This is a genomic window from Microcoleus sp. N9_B4, from assembly GCF_036701635.1.
Lineage (GTDB): Bacteria > Cyanobacteriota > Cyanobacteriia > Cyanobacteriales > Microcoleaceae > Microcoleus.
This window is the reverse complement of record NZ_JAUBRC010000022.1, coordinates 39,821-56,461: the sequence shown is the minus strand read 5'-3', so window position 1 is coordinate 56,461 and position 16,641 is coordinate 39,821. Positions and strand designations below refer to the sequence as shown.

Genomic DNA, 16,641 nt, shown 5'->3' with positions numbered 1-16,641 from the left:
TTAGTCATCAAGGCGAATCACTTATGACTTTAGACAACTGAGAAATGTGACGGTAATCTTATAGACGTATAGTATATTTAGCCTCATGTAAATTTAATTTACTTGTGTAATGCTGATATATCGAGGTTGATTTTTTACTCGATTTATCCAAGTTTGAATTGCGGGAAATTTGGTTAAATCAAATCCGCCTTCGCCCGCAACATGAGTGTAAGCAAATAAACCGATATCAGCAATAGTATAGCGATCGCCCGCAAAAAACTCATTTTCTGCTAAATGCTGTTCCATCACCCCCAAAGCAGCATAACCCGGTGCTTGTTTTTGTTGAAGTGCTTCCTGATATTCCTCAGCTTTTCCTGTCATGTACCAAAAGCGAGAAGTAGCAATAAAAGGTTCGTGACTGTACTGTTCAAAAAACAACCACTGCATGACTTGAGCACGTTCAAATTTATCCGTGGGGAAAAACTCAGTTTCTTCGCTCAAGTAAAACATAATTGCATTCGATTCAAACAGAAATTTACCCGGTGCGATTTCTAACACCGGAATGCGGCCATTGGGATTTTTGACCAAAAATTCAGGTGTGCGGCTTTTTCCTTGGAGAATATTAATCTCTGTGCGATCGAAGGGAATATTAAGTTGAGTTAAGAGCAAGCGAACTTTATAGCAATTGCCCGAGGGGGAATACTCGTAAAGTTTAAACATAAGTATTTTGTTTAATATCCCCTATAGAACATAGAGGACGCAGACTTAAGAAAGAGAGACAGACAGACAGATAGAATTTCACCAATTATAATTGTAGCATTATCTGCAGCTAAGGTCAGCATTGCTAGGTTCAGAAGTAATATGTGTAATACCAAATCCTGGGTGGCTACAACTCCTAAATATTAGCCCGGGCAGGCGGACTTTGATTGACAGGAAAACCGTTGATTTACGCTTCAATGGAGACTCTCCAAAATCGCCTATGGGGAACTTTTTATAATATTGTTGCCGCCTGTGTAGGTTGAGAGCCTCAATAGGTGATTTTTGGGACTTATTTGACAAACATATAATTTTATTATACGATATTAATGTCATTTTTTTGTGAAACTTCAATAATATGAACTGGGACAATAAGTCAATTGTAATTTATTCCAATTTTCCATTTCATCTAGAAGATTGGTCTCCTCTATCTGTAAATAAAGGTATTGGCGGAAGTGAAGAAGCGATCATTTACTTAAGTCAAGAATTAGTGAAATTAGGCTACCATGTTACTGTTTTTAATCGCTGCGGTGATATGGAAGGGGAATATAAAGGAGTAGTTTATCAGTCAGTTGATAAATTCAATGCCCAAGATAACTTTAATGTCATAATCTTTCATCGTGTTTGGACACAACCTATGCGTATGAAAGTGAAAGCCCGAAAAACTGCGGTGTGGATGCACGATAACCCGCAATTATTTCCTCCTGTAGAAGAGTCTCAGCGTTTAGAATTTCTGGCAAGTTTTGATAAACTTTTTATGTTGTCAAGTTTTCATAAATCTCTGCTGCCAGACTGGATTCCTGAAGACAAGATTTTTTTAACAACCAATGGGATTAATCTCGAAGATTTCAATTTAACAGGAATTGCTAGAAATCCCAAAAGGCTAATTTCGATTAGTGATTATGCAAGAGGTATTGAAAATTTACTGACTCAATGGGATCAAGTTCTCAAAGAAGTGCCCGATGTTGAATTACATATTTTTTATGGGTGGCAAGGAATTGATGCCTTAATTAATTCACCTTATCTTGAGAAATTTCCATACTTACCAGATAAAAAGCAAAAACTTTTACAACTTTTCGCGCAGGAAAATGTCTATGAACATGGCAGGATTGGACACAAAGAGTTAGTTGAAGAATTATTCAAATCAGGCATCTGGGTTTATCCTTGTCATACTGCTGCGGAGATTTTCTGTATTAGTGCTTGGAAAGCACAAGCCGCTGGTTGTGTTCCCGTGGTGACAACTTATGCAGGTTTAGATGACACTGTAAAATCAGGTATCAGAATTAAGGGACCTGCTGGCGATGAGGAAACTAATAATGCTTTTATTGCAGCAGTGATTGACTTGCTAAAAAATCCTGAAAAACAAGAATCTTTAAGAAAGGAAGCATTAACTCTTAAAGATTCATTTGGCTGGGATAGAGTCGCTCAACAATGGCATCAGGAGTTTATCTCCGCTGAAATTAAGTAGCAAATAATGAATCAACAACCCGCATTTTGAATGTGGTTCAGGGTTCAGGTGATTCACCAGAGCACCATACAACCGCTATCTTTAAGCCGTCAAGATAGTAAAAAAGTCCTGCTTATTTACCATTTTTTTGACGAAATGGATCGAAACCAGCCACTTCTGCCAGCGTATAAAGTGGTCTGCCCTTCACCTCCTCATAAATCCGCCCTATATACTGGCCCAAAATCCCAATACTCACCAACTGTACCGCACCCAAAAAGAAAACCGCCATCATCACAATTGTCAAACCAGTTAAGGCAGAACTTGGATGAAAAAGCCGCCAATACAAAATCAAAAAAGCCATTAATACAGATACAAATGCAGCAAATAACCCCATATAAATCGAAAGTCGGAGGGGAACTTTTGAAAAAGAGACTAAACCATTCATCGCCAAACTTAAAGATTTTCTGAAGGTATACTTAACCTCGCCTGCAAAACGCGGATCGCGTTCAAACTTAACCGCCGTTTGTTTAAAACCAATCCAAGCCCGCAGTCCCCGAATGTAACGATTGCGTTCTGGCATGGCGTTGAGTACATCCACCACGCACCTATCCATTAAACAAAAATCTCCGGTATCTGTAGGAATATCAACATCAGCAAGATGGCGCAAAATGCGATAATACATATAAGCAGGCAACCGCTTAAACCAACCTTCTTGACGGCGTTGAGTGCGTTGAGCGTACACAACTTGATAGCCCTGCCGCCACCGTTCTACCATATCTATAATTAGCTCGGGGGGGTCTTGCAAATCGCCGTCCATGATGACTACAACTTGACCTCTAGAAAAGTTTAAACCAGCAGTTACAGCTATTTGATGACCGAAATTGCGGGCAAAACTGAGGTAACAAATTCGCGAGTCTTTTTCGTGCAATTCTCGCAAAAGTTCGAGAGAGCGATCGCGACTGCCATCATTGATTAAAATTAATTCTACTGGGCCGTCCATTCGATCCATCACGGCCCTAATTCGCCGATACAATTCAGCGAGATTTTCTTCTTCGTTATAGATAGGAATTACCAAGGAATACTTAGGTGTATCGTTCATTGCAGTTTCTGTTTAATAATTGGCTTTTCAACCGTTAAATCAAAAGTTTATTTTTCCCAAAACACCCTGGCTGCTTCACGAGAGAGGTTCGGCACGTAATTTCGCTCTTTGAGCCAGACAACAGCAGCCGACAAAATAGCAGTGTACCAAAACTTATCTATTTTCTTAAATACGAAAAATAAAAGACACCATAAGACTGACGCACGCCCAACGAAAATATCTGTTATCATAGATGTTTAGTCAGACTATAAAAAATACAATCATAACCCATCGATTCAAAATTGCATGACAAATTCCAATTATCTTTGGCAAGCCAATCAAGACTTAAGCGAAGCTTGTCTGCAACATCCCTTTGTCAGAGGCATTGCTGACGGCAGCCTCCCCCAAAATAGTTTTGCATATTACATTGCACAAGACGCATTTTTTCTGGGAGCATTCGCTCGCGCTTACAGTATCGCTGCGGCAAAAGCACCCGACTGGGAGGGGTTTGAAATTCTCCACAATCTCGGTAGCGGCGTTTTAGAAGAACTTCGTTTGCATCAAGGATATGCAGCTAAATGGGGGGTAAACTTGCCAGAGGCAAAACCGGGAATCGCTACCCGCCGCTACACAGATTTTTTATTAGCGACAGCCTGGGGAAGTGGTGTAGGTTTGACAGCAGCCGCGATGACTCCTTGCTTGCGGTTGTATGCTTTTTTGGGACAGCAGCTAGCTAAACCTGATATACCGGAACACGCATTTAGCGACTGGATTTCCACCTATAGCAGCCCGGATTTTGAGATTTTAGCAAAACGGCTGGAAAGTTTGGTCGATCGCTACGCAGAGGCTGGGCCAGAAGTAGAAGCAACCTATCGCTACGCCATTCTGTGCGAAAGAGACTTTTTTCAGGCAGCTTGGGAAATAGAGTAAATTAAGTTTATGGAAAAGATATGGAGAAGTATCTTAAGCTACCTACGCCCACGCAGCAAATTTAACAGCCATGTACAGCAGGAATGTAGCAAATAATGTCATAACAGCATATCCCCAACGAAGGTGACTACTCAACACTAAACCGAGTCCGATGGAGAGCGACACAATGCCGTAAGCATACCGATGAACCGATTGCAGGGCACCGGAGTTTATCAGTAGCGCTAAAGAACAAAAACCGAAGCAGACGACTGTAATGCTCAGCCTTTTTCGCAAATACCACAACAAATAGCCACCGCCAAAAATCATCGCAACTTTACTAACAGCTTGCAAGCGGAAACTGAAAAACTCCTTAAATATCTCCAGCCAAGTAGGCTGAACCCAGGCTTTTTGTACGTGAACAAATGCTAAAGCATCTCCAAAACGAATAGCACAATATAAACTAAATGAAAATAACCCGATCGCGCTAGCACAACCTGCGGCATAAGCGAGGGGAGGTCTTTTTTCCCTCCAAGCTGCCAGCAAAAAAGTAGGTATCAGCGCCACTCCCGGCCCCCTAGTAGCAGTCGTCAAAGCTCCCCAAAAAGCCGCCCAAATATACTCGCCCCTCTCAAAAGCTCGTAAAGCCGATGCTGTCAGAAACAAAAACAATCCTTCTGTATATATGACAGTGCAAAATAGTGAGAACGGACACCAAGCTAGCACAGCAGTTGTCCACTTTGCTGCACCAGCATCGTATCGCTCCTCCACCCAAAAGTAGACCAGCACTAAGGCACCCAGAAAGGCCAAACTATTGATCAGTACCCCTGCTACTTCCACTTGCATTCCCAGACTCGTCAACCCACGCATCAGCAAAGGAAACAGGGGATAAAAAGCTACAGAATGGTGCTGCCCGTCATCTGCATAGCTGTAGCCTAAATTAGCGATTTGGACGTACCATTTACCGTCCCAGTGCGAAAACAGTTCCCAGCCGCTTTTGGGAAGGTAGCCGCTTACAAAACCCAGAGGTGGCCGAATCGCATACACGGGCGGGTTTTTGCAGACTAAAGGAGCAATTAGCTGCATCCCGATCGCAATTACCGATCGGCTCAGAAACCACATAGCCATTACAAAAATTAATCCGTCCCGGCTTTTGGAGCGCTCTAGGCGCGGAATTACTTCTAACCCTAAATCAGTATGGGTCATGGCTAAAACAGCGCAAGACTGTAGATTTAAAATTAAAGTATAGTCCGCTCCCGAGCGATCGCCAAATATATACGTAAGTACAGGCGTACTGCTAATTTTAACGTCCGAGTTTATTGGGAATCCCTTCACAGCCACCGGGAATAGTCTCTCTCGACTTCGAGCCGCACCAGGCGCAGCAGTAATAGCGCTGCTCCTCCGATAGCCGCTTGACACCGGTGAAATCAACACGTTCAACCACAGCGCCGGTATGTTCACCCGTTTGATAGTTGGGAAATTCGGTACGGCTGCGGGGGGATGCAGTTTGTGCCGAGCCGTAGAATAATGCGGCGGCTCTCATGTCGGCGCGAGCGAGATTGGCGTCGTACAAGACAGCGCGCGAGAGGTTGGCTTTCACTAAATCGCACTTGCTGAGATTGGCGCGGACGAGGTTGGCTTCGCTCAAATCCGTCCACCGCAAATCGGTGCCAGCCAGGTCAGCACCCGCTAACATGACATTGAGATCGATAACGCGGATACCGTGATCCCTATCTTCAGCGTAGCCGCCGTCGCCGTCAAGGATGGGGCGGCCTAAAAGCCGATCGCGCTTCAGAGGAGTAACCAATCTCGACTGCGACAAAAACCGCAGAATTTTAGCTTTACCTTCAGCATCTACACTGCTCATAATCGCAGCCGTGCGCCCTTCTGCGATCGCCCTTTCCTGCGGCCAGTCTTCCAAAAACCCTTGTTCGTCAAGGGCTAAGTCGGAAACCCCTTGAAAATAAGCATCGATCGTTTGCTGCTGCGTAATTCGATTTTGCTGAATAGTCAAATCTTTGGATATCACATACTGCCGCCAAGCCACATAAACGCCCAAAATTGCGATCAAAATTTGGCCTAAAGCGCCGATTAACTCGCCCAGAGCGCCGATGGCGTCCCAGTTGATTTGGATGTTGCGGCTTCCCGGTTCAGTATTACTACCGCTGAGCATCAGCAAGCCAACAATCCCAGCTAAAAGCCCAAAGCAAGCGACGATCAGCGTGCGCCAAGTTGGCGGAATTACCTGTACCCAGATTTTGCCCCAACTCGGCCACATTAGCCGCAGCGATATGCCGATCGCACCGACGGCGCCAATTAAGCCCAGCCAAATGTTGTCATTGGCCAGCCCAAAAATCATCGCTGCGATCAACCCCAGCGTCAGCACTGACCCCGACTTCTCAGGAGTCGTTTGTTCCGGCTGCTGTGGCAATAAAACCTTGCGGGTTGGAGGTGGCTGCTGCGGTTTTTCCGGTTCAGCAGTAGCGACGATTATCCCTGATTCTGGTGGCACATTAGGGCTCGCACCGTTCTGACTTTCTACAGTCACGTTAGATTCAGGGCGATTGGGTTGAGAAGAGTTTGGTTCGGGTGTCATGCGTTGAGGCAAATTCTAACTGTGGCTGGTCAATAAAACGATTTTAACCAACCAAGCATGATTCTAGATAATATTACAATATAAATCTCCACTAATTACACTCAAACAGGTAACATACTATGGCCCTGGTACTCCCCAATCTGCAAGAAAAACAAATGGGTCAAGTAATCACTACAATCACCGTCACGAATCGCATCGATCGAGTTATGGCTGAACGGGGATTTATTTCTGCTGAGGAAGTTCGCTCTGTTATCCTCGATAACGTTGTTGTCGATACCGGAGCAACTCTGCTTTCCTTGCCAGCTCGCATTATTAGCCAGTTAGGCTTAATACAAGTAGGAGAAAGAGATGTAGAAACATCAGCGGGCATAAAAAAGGGTCGAATTTTTGCCGACGCTCAAATTATTGTAGAGGGGAGAGAAGGCAGATTTGATTGTTTAGAATTGCCCGAAGGCGTTTCTGCTGTTTTGTTGGGCGTGATTCCAATGGAAGAACTAGGCTTAGAACCAGATTTGAAAAATCGACAGTTGCGAGTATTGCCGATGAACAATCAGCAAACATATCTGATGGGTTAGTTGAGAGGCGTTTAGCGTAACACAAACCTCTCGCCTGTGATTTCTCTCATCTCCAGTCAATTACCCGCCATCAAAAATGTTGGTCGTGAGGACTAAACTCCTCATAAAGTTTTTATGATTTTATTCCTGCTTACAAAGTAAGTTTCTTTATTTTGGAGAGGTTAGATATTATTAACTGCCCTTAAAAATCGACCCAAAAACTTGGTTTTTAGGTATATGTAAGATTTTTGCCCTACATCTAGCGAGCAGAATAAGCCTTGAGCAAATACACGCTAACCGTCCCACATATCAAAACAACTAACCCTAAAAATAACTCGATACTAAACCTTTGAGCATTGCCCAAAGCGACAAGAATTTGCTGCCGCACCACAAACGCCAACAGCCAGCAAATCTCTGCCTTCAGCCAAACCAAAAGACCTCGCCCCAACAGATATTGCCGGCGAGCGTTTTCAGAAGTAATCCGTACCGGATAATTAAAAGTATGGGGATAGCGCGATACCGCAGTTAAAACCCCAAAAATAATGGCCGCAACCGCCGGCACGATCCAAATCGTCACCTTGTCGCCCCAAGCATCAGCCAGCCCCCCTAAGCCGAAATGAATCGGAATTCGATCGGGCAAAACCGCCCAAAACTTGACGATGAGCAAAACAGCCAGCAAAAGCGCGATCGCAGCTAAAAGCTCTACCGCCACTAAAACGGGCGAAAGCCCCAGAGAAATAACCGGCCGTTGGTTTGGTGCGTTTCCAGTCATGGCTACTGAAAATTAGATTAATATTGAAAATAATAGTATTGGTTCCAATTCCATTCCCCAACAGCTTTCGTTGGGGGTTTCCAAACATCCCACGAGGTTCTATGACGGCTCAGGTCTTGATTGAAAAGAAAAAGTTAGAAAAACCGCCCCTAACAATACACACATTAGGCGATCGCGTTCTGCGGCAGCCAGCGAAGCGGGTCAAAAGCATCGATGCAGAAATTCGGCAGCTAGTCCGAGAAATGCTGCAAACCATGTACAGTGCCGATGGCATCGGTTTGGCCGCCCCCCAAGTCGGAGTCCACAAACAAGTAATTGTCCTCGACTGTGACCCGGAAAATCCCGCTACACCCCCAATCGTTTTGATCAATCCCACCATCAAAAGTAGCAGCGGCGATATCTGCATCTTGCAAGAAGGGTGTTTGAGCATTCCGGGAGTTTATTTAGAAGTCAAACGCCCGGAAGTCATTGAAGTCTCCTACCGCGACGAATACGGCCGCCCACAAACCCTGATAGCAACAGACTTACTGTCGAGGGCAATTCAGCACGAAATGGATCACCTCAACGGAGTGCTGTTTGTAGACAGAGTTGAAAACAAGCTGGCACTGAATGAAGCATTAGTCAAGCAGAAATTTTCGCCAAAGGCAGTAAAATCAGTATGATGGCAGGAACTCCGAAAAGTGGTTTACTCTTAGCTCTTTCGTGCATCACTGCGATCGCGGCAGTCGGCTCAATTTTTGAGCTGTCCTCGGGAGAAGCTCAACTTGGCAATTTAGTCACGGGCATCATTCTCGCCCTGAGCGTACCGCTAACTGGCATATTTTTCTATGCAGCCGTTCAGGATGCCAGGGCAAATCTATAAGCAGAGTTATTAGTCATTAGTCATTAGTCAGCAGTTATTAGTAATTAGTAATTAGTAATTAGTCAGCAGCTAACAACCAATAACTGTGGAATAAAGACTGCTCAAAAATAACATCAGCTAACAGATCGCGAGCTCATGACCAATGACTAATGACTAATGACTAATGACTCATAACTCATGACTAATGAAATCGGATTTCTGCGACAATTGCCAGCCAAAGACGCTGTGGGAACCCCAGTATCCAAGTACCAACTTTGTGAAGAAGGGGAATTGGTCATCGGACGCGATCGCAATTGTCAAATAGCTTTAGAGTCGATCGCCCACGGCATGGTTTCCCGCCGCCACGCCACAGTCCGTCCCCTGACTCAGGGTACTTTGACAAGATGGGAAATTTGCGACCTCAACAGCGCTAACGGAACTTATATCAACGGAAAAAAGCTCTCTGGCTGCCAAACTTTAGAAACAGGCGATCGCATCAGTCTCGGCCTTGACGGCCCTGAATTTATATTTGAATCTCCCGTAACCCCTTACCAAAATCAACCCGGATTAAGAGCACCACAAAGGGGCAATTTTGCTGGTAGCGAAAAAGACGCTCTCACTTTAACTCAATTATTCCCGATCGCCTCGACGGGCAAACAATTAAGCCAAAAAGCTTACTTATATCCAGGTATTGCCACAGTTATTGTTGTCGTATCGATGTTTGTCGCGGTTGGAAATTCCGCAGCATTCAACTTGCTGCTGTCAGCTTACCTCGCTGGTGCGGCTTACTACTTTATCTATCAACTGTGCGGCAAACATAAGCCTTGGTGGGTATTGCTTGGTTCGGCTTTAGCTACAGTCCTGATTGTGATCAGCCCCTTATTAATTGGATTTATATTAGTATTTAGAGAAATTTTGCCCGGCCGCCTGCCAACCGAAGGCGAAACAATCAGTTTTTTGCCTTTTTTGACCAGAATGTTTTTCGGGGCGGGTCTGATGGAAGAATTGCTGAAAGCCCTGCCCGTTTTGGGAGCGATGTTGCTGGGAAATTGGCTAAAAAATCCGTGGCGCGATCGAATCGGCGTTTGGGAACCTTTAGACGGAATTCTGTTAGGAAGCGCCTCAGCAGTCGGCTTTACACTGTTAGAAACTCTGGGGCAGTACGTTCCCAATGTCATCCAAAATGTCACCCTGCAAGCAGGGCCGGACGCCGGACAATTAGTAGGATTGCAGTTGCTAATTCCCCGCATTTTGGGTTCCGCCGCCGGACACATGGCTTACAGCGGCTATTTGGGATATTTTATTGGTTTGAGCGCCCTCAAACCCAGGAAGCGCTGGCAAATTTTGGGCGTAGGCTATTTCAGTGCTTCCGCACTTCACGCTTTGTGGAATGCGTCGGGAGCAGCCAGCGTACTTTTGCTGGCGTTGGTGGGAGTTTTGTCCTATGCGTTTTTAGTAGCCGCGATTTTGAAAGCCAGAGCTCTGTCTCCGAATCGAGAGCAAAATTTTGCAACTCGAATATTCTTGGAAAAGTGACTTCTGAGTGCTTAATTGTTGAGATGCCAGGGCTCCTCAAGCTGCCATTTTTTTCTTTTGTTTTAACCAGCTTAAACCTGCCAATGCTAAAGCTGTCCCCCCAACGGTGAGAGGTTCGGGAACTGGTTCGGGTTCGGTATTCACTAGGGTGAAAACAACACCGGCAGAGTCGATCGTCTGTCTATCTACATATGGCATACTGTTCATGGGCGTAATATATACCTCCTTATACCCTAACAACCAAGATCCCCCAATAAAACTAATACCCCTATAATGCTGCACGTAGGTGTCGATAGACCAAGATGCGTAGCCCCTGATATTGATGTAATCAGGTCCTCCTGGTTCGTCTGGAGGAACGATTAATTCTCTCGTCCGTGTGTCGGAGCCGCCTGCTTGCAGTCCGCGAAGCACCCCTTCATAAAATATAGCTATAGCCCCTGCCAAATTGTAGTATTCTTTGCCTCCTAGTCCAAAAGAGTCAAGAATGAGAGGAGTGTATAATCTTCCCTCGCTTACAGGAATTAGTTGAAAAAGTATTGGGTTAACCGAGGAGTTATCCACCTTCAAAAAACCGCTACCTCCACCATTGTAAATATCCAAATTGTAGGTGAGTACGGCGGCTTGTGCTTTGTCTATTCCTACCAATGACACGGCTGAAAACAAACTTAAAATTGTGCTAGCGATCGCACTTCCTAATCTGGGTCTTAGTTTTTGACACATTGTTTTTTTTATTAGGCTTTAGGTAAGTCTAGTTTATGGTAGTGAGCGATCGCCCGTAATTATCCGCATTCTTAAAGTAAATTTTTTTGAATTCAAAGATTGCGGAATGTAAATAACCGCAGTAATACTGATGAGTTATCTGTTTTTTTGTATAATTTATGACTTTCACTATTACTTTTGAACAGAAACCAGAAAAATGTTTGATCGTAATCGCCAAATATTCCGACGGGTTTGTGTTGTTGCGATGCTGCTGACGATCGTCCCAATGTGTATACACACTTACCAACTTTTGTCAATACGCAATTTCCTGGCATTGTACCCCAGTATTCTGCCCTTGTATAGGATTCGCTTCTGCTTAATTGCCTGATGCGATAATCGCAACTGAACTTAGAAATTCTTCACAAATAGTTTGACTGTGGTACTATCTGGATGGCTGTGAGTAGCTGAGGGAAGCCAAGGGGCTTGATTCCTGTGGTGGTGGAGGAGAATCCAGGAGTGCTAGATAGGATGTCATTGGGATACGCAAACGTTTTCGCCCAGCGAAGTCAACCCGAACCCCTCCGCATTGGGGTGATTGGGGTTGGCAATATGGGCCAGCATCACACGCGAGTTCTGAGCTTGCTAAAAGATATCGAACTCGTGGGTGTTGCAGACATAAATGTAGAGCGGGGAATAGATGTAGCAAGCAAATACCGGGTTCGCTTCTTTGAAGACTACCGAGATTTGCTCGCCCACGTAGATGCAGTTTGCGTCGCCGTTCCAACTCGCCTGCATCACCCTGTGGGGATGTCTTGTCTCCAAGCGGGTGTTCACGTTTTAATTGAAAAGCCGATCGCGGCTAGCATTGCCGAAGCCGAATCTTTGGTCAACGCGGCTGCTGAGGCCCACCGGATTTTACAAGTGGGTCACATCGAGCGCTTCAATCCAGCTTTTCAGGAACTCGGCAAAGTGCTGAAAACTGAAGAGTTACTGGCATTGGAAGCTCACCGGATGAGTCCCTATTCCCAGCGGGCTAACGACGTATCGGTAGTTTTGGATTTAATGATCCACGACATCGACTTGCTTTTGGAATTGGCAGATTCCCAAGTGGTGAAGCTGACGGCCAGCGGCAGCAGGGCATCAGATTCAGGTTATTTAGACTACGTGACAGCGACGTTGAACTTTGCTAACGGCATTGTCGCCACCCTGACTGCCAGTAAGGTGACGCACCGCAAACTCCGTTCAATCGTGGCTCACTGCAAGAATTCTCTGACAGAGGCAGATTTTCTCAACAACGAAATCTTGATTCACCGACAAACAACCGCCAATTACGTGACGGATTACGGTCAGGTGCTTTACCGTCAAGATGGGTTGATCGAGAAAGTTTACACCAGCAATATTGAACCGCTCCACGCAGAATTGGAGCATTTTATTAATTGCGTGCGGGGTGGAAATCAGCCTTCTGTGGGAGGAGAACAAGCTCTCAAAGCTCTGCGGCTTGCGAGTTTGATTGAGCAAATGGCTCTCGACGGTCAAGCTTGGTATCCGCAAGAGCTAGAGTCTACTTTGCAAGTTAGCTAAATCAAGACAAATCGTGTCGTTTCCGGGTGCTTTTACAGTTTGGGTTTGTTGTTTGTTGAAGAGGGTAACTGTTCCCATGCAACCGGATTCGATGTCAGTCGATTTGAGATTGGACAATTCGGCGTGAGAAGTTCGGCGAGTGCGAGCGTCGAGTTGCGCTCAGTCGAACGATTTTAGATCTTAGATTGACTCTGCAGATGAATCTGGGGGCTTGAACTAAGGTTTCAACTTTTTTGCTCTCGACAACAGAAGTCGTGGGCAAGTATACGTTTTTAGGTGAGGTCACGATTTATGCAAAAAAAGAGCGACTATTTGACGAATGATGGTTTTGCTAACTAGCTGATTTCCTTGAGGACTGAGGTGAATGCTGTCTCGATACAACGTTGGAATTTCGGCCGCACAATTGAAAATGGGAAGAAAATCTATGTAAGTAATTTTCTCTGTTTCTACGAGTTCGGCGAGACGCGCTCTAGCTTTGACTTCCCAGTCGCGAGGGCCCGGGCCGCCGAGTTCGCCCCGCCTGGGCGTGATGGCTAGCAAAAACTCGATTTTGGCTGATACAGCTATTTTCTGGATGTGGCGAATAGCTTCTAAGTTGGAGCCTACGACATCGCCGCTTGTGGCTCCGGGTGCAGCCAATTGCGTAGTCGGCACTACAGGTAGCAGGTAGCGGCTCAATAACTCTAGCGTGGCCGATCGGGGTTTGTGAGCCGGGTAAGATCGATCGCGCCCCACAACCAGATCACAAGGAGCCGATGCAAACAAATCGTCCGTATTGAGCAGTAAAACCAAAGCCCTTGCCCCAAAAACACCGAACCGCTTGGCGTAAGCAAGTTGATTCCTCGGCCCCCAAGAATTGGCTGAGGCATTGAGAACTTCAAAATTTGAATAGTTGACTTGCGAACCTAATTGTGCATAGCTCGCCAGATTCTGTACTTGCAGTCTCAAATTCCGAGCCATAATTTCCGAGATCGTATCTGTCTGATGTGTCCACCAACCGCCGTTGGCGACAGAATCTCCCAACAGCAAGACGCGCAGAGTTTCTGGAGGGGCGATCGGGGCGATCGCTCCGCTACGCATCGAATACTCGTTAATCTCAATCCGGTTGCCCAAGCGACGCACCTTCTGGTTAGGCGCCAACAAATAGCCGCACTCGGCATCGGCAATATAAATCAAGGGATTACCAAAACCCAGCAGCACCCGCAGCAGCACTTCGATTGCTGCCCCCAATCCTGCGGTGACAGCCAAAATTATGAGAACAACTTCCACCACTTAACCTCGATAGAGAAGGAAAAACCCCTGCCGACACCAAGGTATAAAAAAGAATGCAACTGCAGTCAAGCTTTCAACCCCGATTGTAGTCAGTCGATTAAAGATTAAAGATTAAAGATTAAAGCATTGACTCCACAGATGAATCTGGGATATCTCCCTAAAATCTCAACTTTTTTGCTCTCCAGGATTCCTGTCTTGAAGCAAGTCTCCGTCTTTGAGTGAAATCAGTAGGTCGCCCTTGGAAAATCTAAAATCTAAAATCTAAAATCTAAAATGTTATGGCTGCGGGCTTTGAGCAACTTGGCGACCCGATTAAGTCAACCGAATCGCCCCCGTCGATATAGAATTCTAGAATATACCGTCAAAATCCGCCGTCAGCCGTCAGTGAACTTGGTGGTTTCAGGAAAATCCGTGGACTTAAAACAAATATTCAAAACGCCGAATCCCATAATCGGTGTCGTACATTTACAGCCTTTGCCAACTTCTCCCCGCTGGGGCGGAAACCTCAAAGCTATTATCGGAAGAGCCGAGCAAGAGGCTACAGCGCTGGCTTCTGGTGGCGCAAACGGTATCATAGTCGAGAACTTTTTCGACGCTCCTTTTGCCAAAGACAGCGTAGATCCGGCTGTGGTAAGTGCCATGACTCTGGTAGTTGAGAGGCTAACAAATCTCGTGACGCTGCCGATCGGCGTTAACGTGCTGCGAAACGACGCCCACAGCGCGATCGCCATCGCCTCCTGCACAGGAGCTCAATTCATCCGCGTCAACGTCCTCAACGGCATCATGGCTACAGACCAAGGCTTAATTGAAGGCCAAGCTCACCAGCTACTGCGCTACCGCCGGGAATTGGGCAGCGATGTCAAAATATTAGCAGACGTGTTAGTCAAGCACGGGCGACCCCTAGGCAGCCCCAACTTGACCACAGCCGTCCAAGAGACGATCGGGCGAGCTTTAGCCGACGCCGTAATCCTTTCCGGCTGGACAACTGGTAGCCCTCCCAATCTCGAAGACTTAGAACTCGCGAGTGCAGCAGCAGCGGGAATTCCAGTTTTCATCGGCAGTGGCGCCTCGTGGGAAAACATTTCCACCCTCATGCAGGCCGCTGACGGCGTAATCGTATCGAGTTCCCTGAAACGAAACGGCCGCATCGAGCAGCCCATCGATCCGATCCGCGTCAGTCAGTTTGTAGAAGCCGCCCGCCGCAGCTTGTCACAGAAAGAGCGCGAACAGGAAAATAGAGATGCTAATGGCTCAAGAGGGCCAACACCGGAACCGGGCAAAGTCACAAGTAAAACGTAAAATGGGAATTGTTGACTGTTGACTGTTGGCAGTAGTCATCAGTCATCAGTCATCAGTCATCAGTCATCAGTCAACAGTCAACAGTCAACAGTTAACAGTTAACAGTCAACAGTCAACAGTCAACAGTCAACAGTCAACAGTCAACAATTCCCAAATTACCAAATCAAAAAATGATTCGCCGACGTTCAACCCCTTGGATTCATCGCTGGTCTAGGACTCTGATGGCAGCGATCGCAGCCATAGGCGTCGTAGAAACGGCCTATCTCACGATCGCTAAATTCACGACAGGCTCGGTCATTTGTCCCACCAGCGGCTGCGACCAAGTTCTCAACAGTCCCTACGCTACAGTCTTTGGCACAGTGCCTTTAAGTTTGTTAGGCGGTCTGGCTTACCTGAGCATAGCAATCCTGGCATTGGCTCCCAAAGCTGTAAATCCCGACACCAAGAAAGGACTGCACTCTCAACTAGAAAACAAAACTTGGCAAGCGCTATTTATCATCACCGCTGCGATGGTAATTTTCAGCAGCTATTTGATGTATTTGATGGCTTTTGAAATTCAGGAACTGTGCATTTACTGCGTCACTTCCGCCTTATTTTCGCTGTCGCTGTTTGTGCTGGTGCTAGTCGGGCGCGAGTGGGAAGATATCGGACAGTTGGTGTTTACAGGCATTTTGGTGGCAATGGTGAGTTCGATCGGTGCCTTGGGACTTTATAACAGTGTCAACTCACCTGGTCCTACTGTCTCTACCCCCGGAATTGTACCCCCTGCCGTCACTACAACCTCCGGCCCGGCACAAATTGCTTTGGCCCGCCACCTCCGACAAATTGGCGCTAAAGAGTACGGCGCTTACTGGTGTCCCCACTGCCACGACCAAAAAATGCTGTTCGGCAAAGAAGCAGCCAAAATAATTGATTATTTTGAATGCGATCCCAGGGGGCAAAATTCCCGCGCTGAAATTTGCCAAGCTGCTGCTGCGAATGTTAAAGGTTTCCCGACTTGGGAAATTAATGGCCAGTTTTATTCGGGGACGCAATCTTTGGATAAACTCGCTGATTTATCGGGTTACACCGGCCCGCGCAACTTTCAAAACTGACAGGAAAGTTGGATATTATAGATGACAGATTTTAGATTAATGGGCAGGAAACATCCTGCTTTTTAACTTACTTTATCGTTGGCTCGTGCTGCGAAATTAATCTAAAATCTCGCATCTATAATAAATAAAAAATAGTAAGAATCAGTGAAAAGAAAAATTTTTAAAACAAGTGGTTGGTTTCTAGTATTTAGATCGATGAATTACTACTAAAACTTTTACATAAAAATGCAA

General features: G+C 45.9%; 16 protein-coding genes. 9 read left to right on the top strand and 7 right to left on the bottom strand.

The features are described 5' to 3' along the window. Window positions 1–93 precede the first annotated feature (93 nt). On the bottom strand, window positions 94–699 hold the full coding sequence (locus tag QUA43_RS16250) for a glutathione S-transferase family protein (RefSeq protein ID WP_333375235.1): 606 nt from the start codon (window positions 697–699) through the stop codon (window positions 94–96). A gap of 394 nt (window positions 700–1,093) precedes the next feature. Here QUA43_RS16250 and QUA43_RS16245 point away from each other — a divergent pair, with 394 nt between their 5' ends. Next, window positions 1,094–2,203, top strand: a complete 1,110-nt coding sequence (locus QUA43_RS16245; RefSeq protein WP_333375233.1) for a glycosyltransferase family 4 protein — start codon at window positions 1,094–1,096, stop codon at window positions 2,201–2,203. Between the two features lie 112 nt (window positions 2,204–2,315). Here the strand turns inward: QUA43_RS16245 and QUA43_RS16240 are convergent, their stop codons facing one another. Continuing rightward, window positions 2,316–3,281, bottom strand: a complete 966-nt coding sequence (locus tag QUA43_RS16240) for a glycosyltransferase family 2 protein (protein WP_333375231.1) — start codon at window positions 3,279–3,281, stop codon at window positions 2,316–2,318. 285 nt (window positions 3,282–3,566) lie between these two features. Between QUA43_RS16240 and QUA43_RS16235 the strand changes: the two genes are divergently transcribed. After that, a complete protein-coding gene (locus tag QUA43_RS16235; RefSeq protein ID WP_333375229.1) occupies window positions 3,567–4,190 on the top strand; it encodes a TenA family protein in 624 nt (207 codons plus the stop codon). 42 nt (window positions 4,191–4,232) lie between these two features. Here the strand turns inward: QUA43_RS16235 and QUA43_RS16230 are convergent, their stop codons facing one another. Both QUA43_RS16230 and QUA43_RS16225 read right to left on the bottom strand, forming a co-directional pair. After that, on the bottom strand, window positions 4,233–5,372 hold the full coding sequence (locus QUA43_RS16230) for a mannosyltransferase family protein (RefSeq protein WP_333375227.1): 1,140 nt from the start codon (window positions 5,370–5,372) through the stop codon (window positions 4,233–4,235). A 97-nt stretch (window positions 5,373–5,469) separates the two neighbouring features. Beyond that, complete coding sequence (locus tag QUA43_RS16225; protein ID WP_333375226.1) at window positions 5,470–6,762, bottom strand: pentapeptide repeat-containing protein; 1,293 nt, start codon at window positions 6,760–6,762, stop codon at window positions 5,470–5,472. A 119-nt stretch (window positions 6,763–6,881) separates the two neighbouring features. Between QUA43_RS16225 and QUA43_RS16220 the strand changes: the two genes are divergently transcribed. Then, complete coding sequence (locus QUA43_RS16220; protein WP_333375224.1) at window positions 6,882–7,337, top strand: aspartyl protease; 456 nt, start codon at window positions 6,882–6,884, stop codon at window positions 7,335–7,337. A 238-nt stretch (window positions 7,338–7,575) separates the two neighbouring features. On the opposite strand, the gene QUA43_RS16215 is transcribed toward QUA43_RS16220, so the two are convergent. After that, a complete protein-coding gene (locus QUA43_RS16215; RefSeq protein ID WP_333375222.1) occupies window positions 7,576–8,088 on the bottom strand; it encodes a DUF1648 domain-containing protein in 513 nt (170 codons plus the stop codon). Window positions 8,089–8,189: 101 nt separating this feature from the next. Between QUA43_RS16215 and def the strand changes: the two genes are divergently transcribed. The 3 genes from def to QUA43_RS16200 all read left to right on the top strand — a co-directional run bounded on the left by def (window position 8,190) and on the right by QUA43_RS16200 (window position 10,465). After that, complete coding sequence (gene def, locus QUA43_RS16210; protein WP_333375221.1) at window positions 8,190–8,750, top strand: peptide deformylase; 561 nt, start codon at window positions 8,190–8,192, stop codon at window positions 8,748–8,750. Then, a complete protein-coding gene (locus QUA43_RS16205; RefSeq protein WP_199292547.1) occupies window positions 8,750–8,950 on the top strand; it encodes a hypothetical protein in 201 nt (66 codons plus the stop codon). Before def ends, QUA43_RS16205 begins: the two co-directional genes overlap by 1 nt. 177 nt (window positions 8,951–9,127) lie before the next feature. Then, window positions 9,128–10,465, top strand: a complete 1,338-nt coding sequence (locus tag QUA43_RS16200) for a PrsW family glutamic-type intramembrane protease (protein ID WP_333375219.1) — start codon at window positions 9,128–9,130, stop codon at window positions 10,463–10,465. A gap of 36 nt (window positions 10,466–10,501) precedes the next feature. On the opposite strand, the gene QUA43_RS16195 is transcribed toward QUA43_RS16200, so the two are convergent. Continuing rightward, window positions 10,502–11,185, bottom strand: coding sequence for a PEP-CTERM sorting domain-containing protein (locus tag QUA43_RS16195; RefSeq protein ID WP_333375218.1), 684 nt, complete (start codon window positions 11,183–11,185; stop codon window positions 10,502–10,504). Between the two features lie 507 nt (window positions 11,186–11,692). Between QUA43_RS16195 and QUA43_RS16190 the strand changes: the two genes are divergently transcribed. Next, window positions 11,693–12,745, top strand: a complete 1,053-nt coding sequence (locus tag QUA43_RS16190) for a Gfo/Idh/MocA family oxidoreductase (RefSeq protein WP_333375215.1) — start codon at window positions 11,693–11,695, stop codon at window positions 12,743–12,745. A gap of 282 nt (window positions 12,746–13,027) precedes the next feature. Here the strand turns inward: QUA43_RS16190 and QUA43_RS16185 are convergent, their stop codons facing one another. Then, a complete protein-coding gene (locus QUA43_RS16185; RefSeq protein ID WP_333375213.1) occupies window positions 13,028–14,014 on the bottom strand; it encodes a GDSL-type esterase/lipase family protein in 987 nt (328 codons plus the stop codon). Between the two features lie 414 nt (window positions 14,015–14,428). Between QUA43_RS16185 and btpA the strand changes: the two genes are divergently transcribed. Then, a complete protein-coding gene (gene btpA, locus QUA43_RS16180; RefSeq protein WP_138921119.1) occupies window positions 14,429–15,316 on the top strand; it encodes a photosystem I biogenesis protein BtpA in 888 nt (295 codons plus the stop codon). Window positions 15,317–15,486: 170 nt separating this feature from the next. Then, complete coding sequence (locus QUA43_RS16175; protein ID WP_333375210.1) at window positions 15,487–16,410, top strand: vitamin K epoxide reductase family protein; 924 nt, start codon at window positions 15,487–15,489, stop codon at window positions 16,408–16,410. The last annotated feature ends 231 nt before the right edge of the window (window positions 16,411–16,641 follow it).

Coding starts and splice junctions, on each gene's coding strand:
- QUA43_RS16250 (WP_333375235.1), bottom strand. CDS start 699: ATGTTTAAACTTTACGAGTATTCCCCCTCGGGCAATTGCTATAAAGTT.
- QUA43_RS16245 (WP_333375233.1), top strand. CDS start 1,094: ATGAACTGGGACAATAAGTCAATTGTAATTTATTCCAATTTTCCATTT.
- QUA43_RS16240 (WP_333375231.1), bottom strand. CDS start 3,281: ATGAACGATACACCTAAGTATTCCTTGGTAATTCCTATCTATAACGAA.
- QUA43_RS16235 (WP_333375229.1), top strand. CDS start 3,567: ATGACAAATTCCAATTATCTTTGGCAAGCCAATCAAGACTTAAGCGAA.
- QUA43_RS16230 (WP_333375227.1), bottom strand. CDS start 5,372: ATGACCCATACTGATTTAGGGTTAGAAGTAATTCCGCGCCTAGAGCGC.
- QUA43_RS16225 (WP_333375226.1), bottom strand. CDS start 6,762: ATGACACCCGAACCAAACTCTTCTCAACCCAATCGCCCTGAATCTAAC.
- QUA43_RS16220 (WP_333375224.1), top strand. CDS start 6,882: ATGGCCCTGGTACTCCCCAATCTGCAAGAAAAACAAATGGGTCAAGTA.
- QUA43_RS16215 (WP_333375222.1), bottom strand. CDS start 8,088: ATGACTGGAAACGCACCAAACCAACGGCCGGTTATTTCTCTGGGGCTT.
- def (WP_333375221.1), top strand. CDS start 8,190: ATGACGGCTCAGGTCTTGATTGAAAAGAAAAAGTTAGAAAAACCGCCC.
- QUA43_RS16205 (WP_199292547.1), top strand. CDS start 8,750: ATGGCAGGAACTCCGAAAAGTGGTTTACTCTTAGCTCTTTCGTGCATC.
- QUA43_RS16200 (WP_333375219.1), top strand. CDS start 9,128: ATGACTAATGAAATCGGATTTCTGCGACAATTGCCAGCCAAAGACGCT.
- QUA43_RS16195 (WP_333375218.1), bottom strand. CDS start 11,185: ATGTGTCAAAAACTAAGACCCAGATTAGGAAGTGCGATCGCTAGCACA.
- QUA43_RS16190 (WP_333375215.1), top strand. CDS start 11,693: ATGTCATTGGGATACGCAAACGTTTTCGCCCAGCGAAGTCAACCCGAA.
- QUA43_RS16175 (WP_333375210.1), top strand. CDS start 15,487: ATGATTCGCCGACGTTCAACCCCTTGGATTCATCGCTGGTCTAGGACT.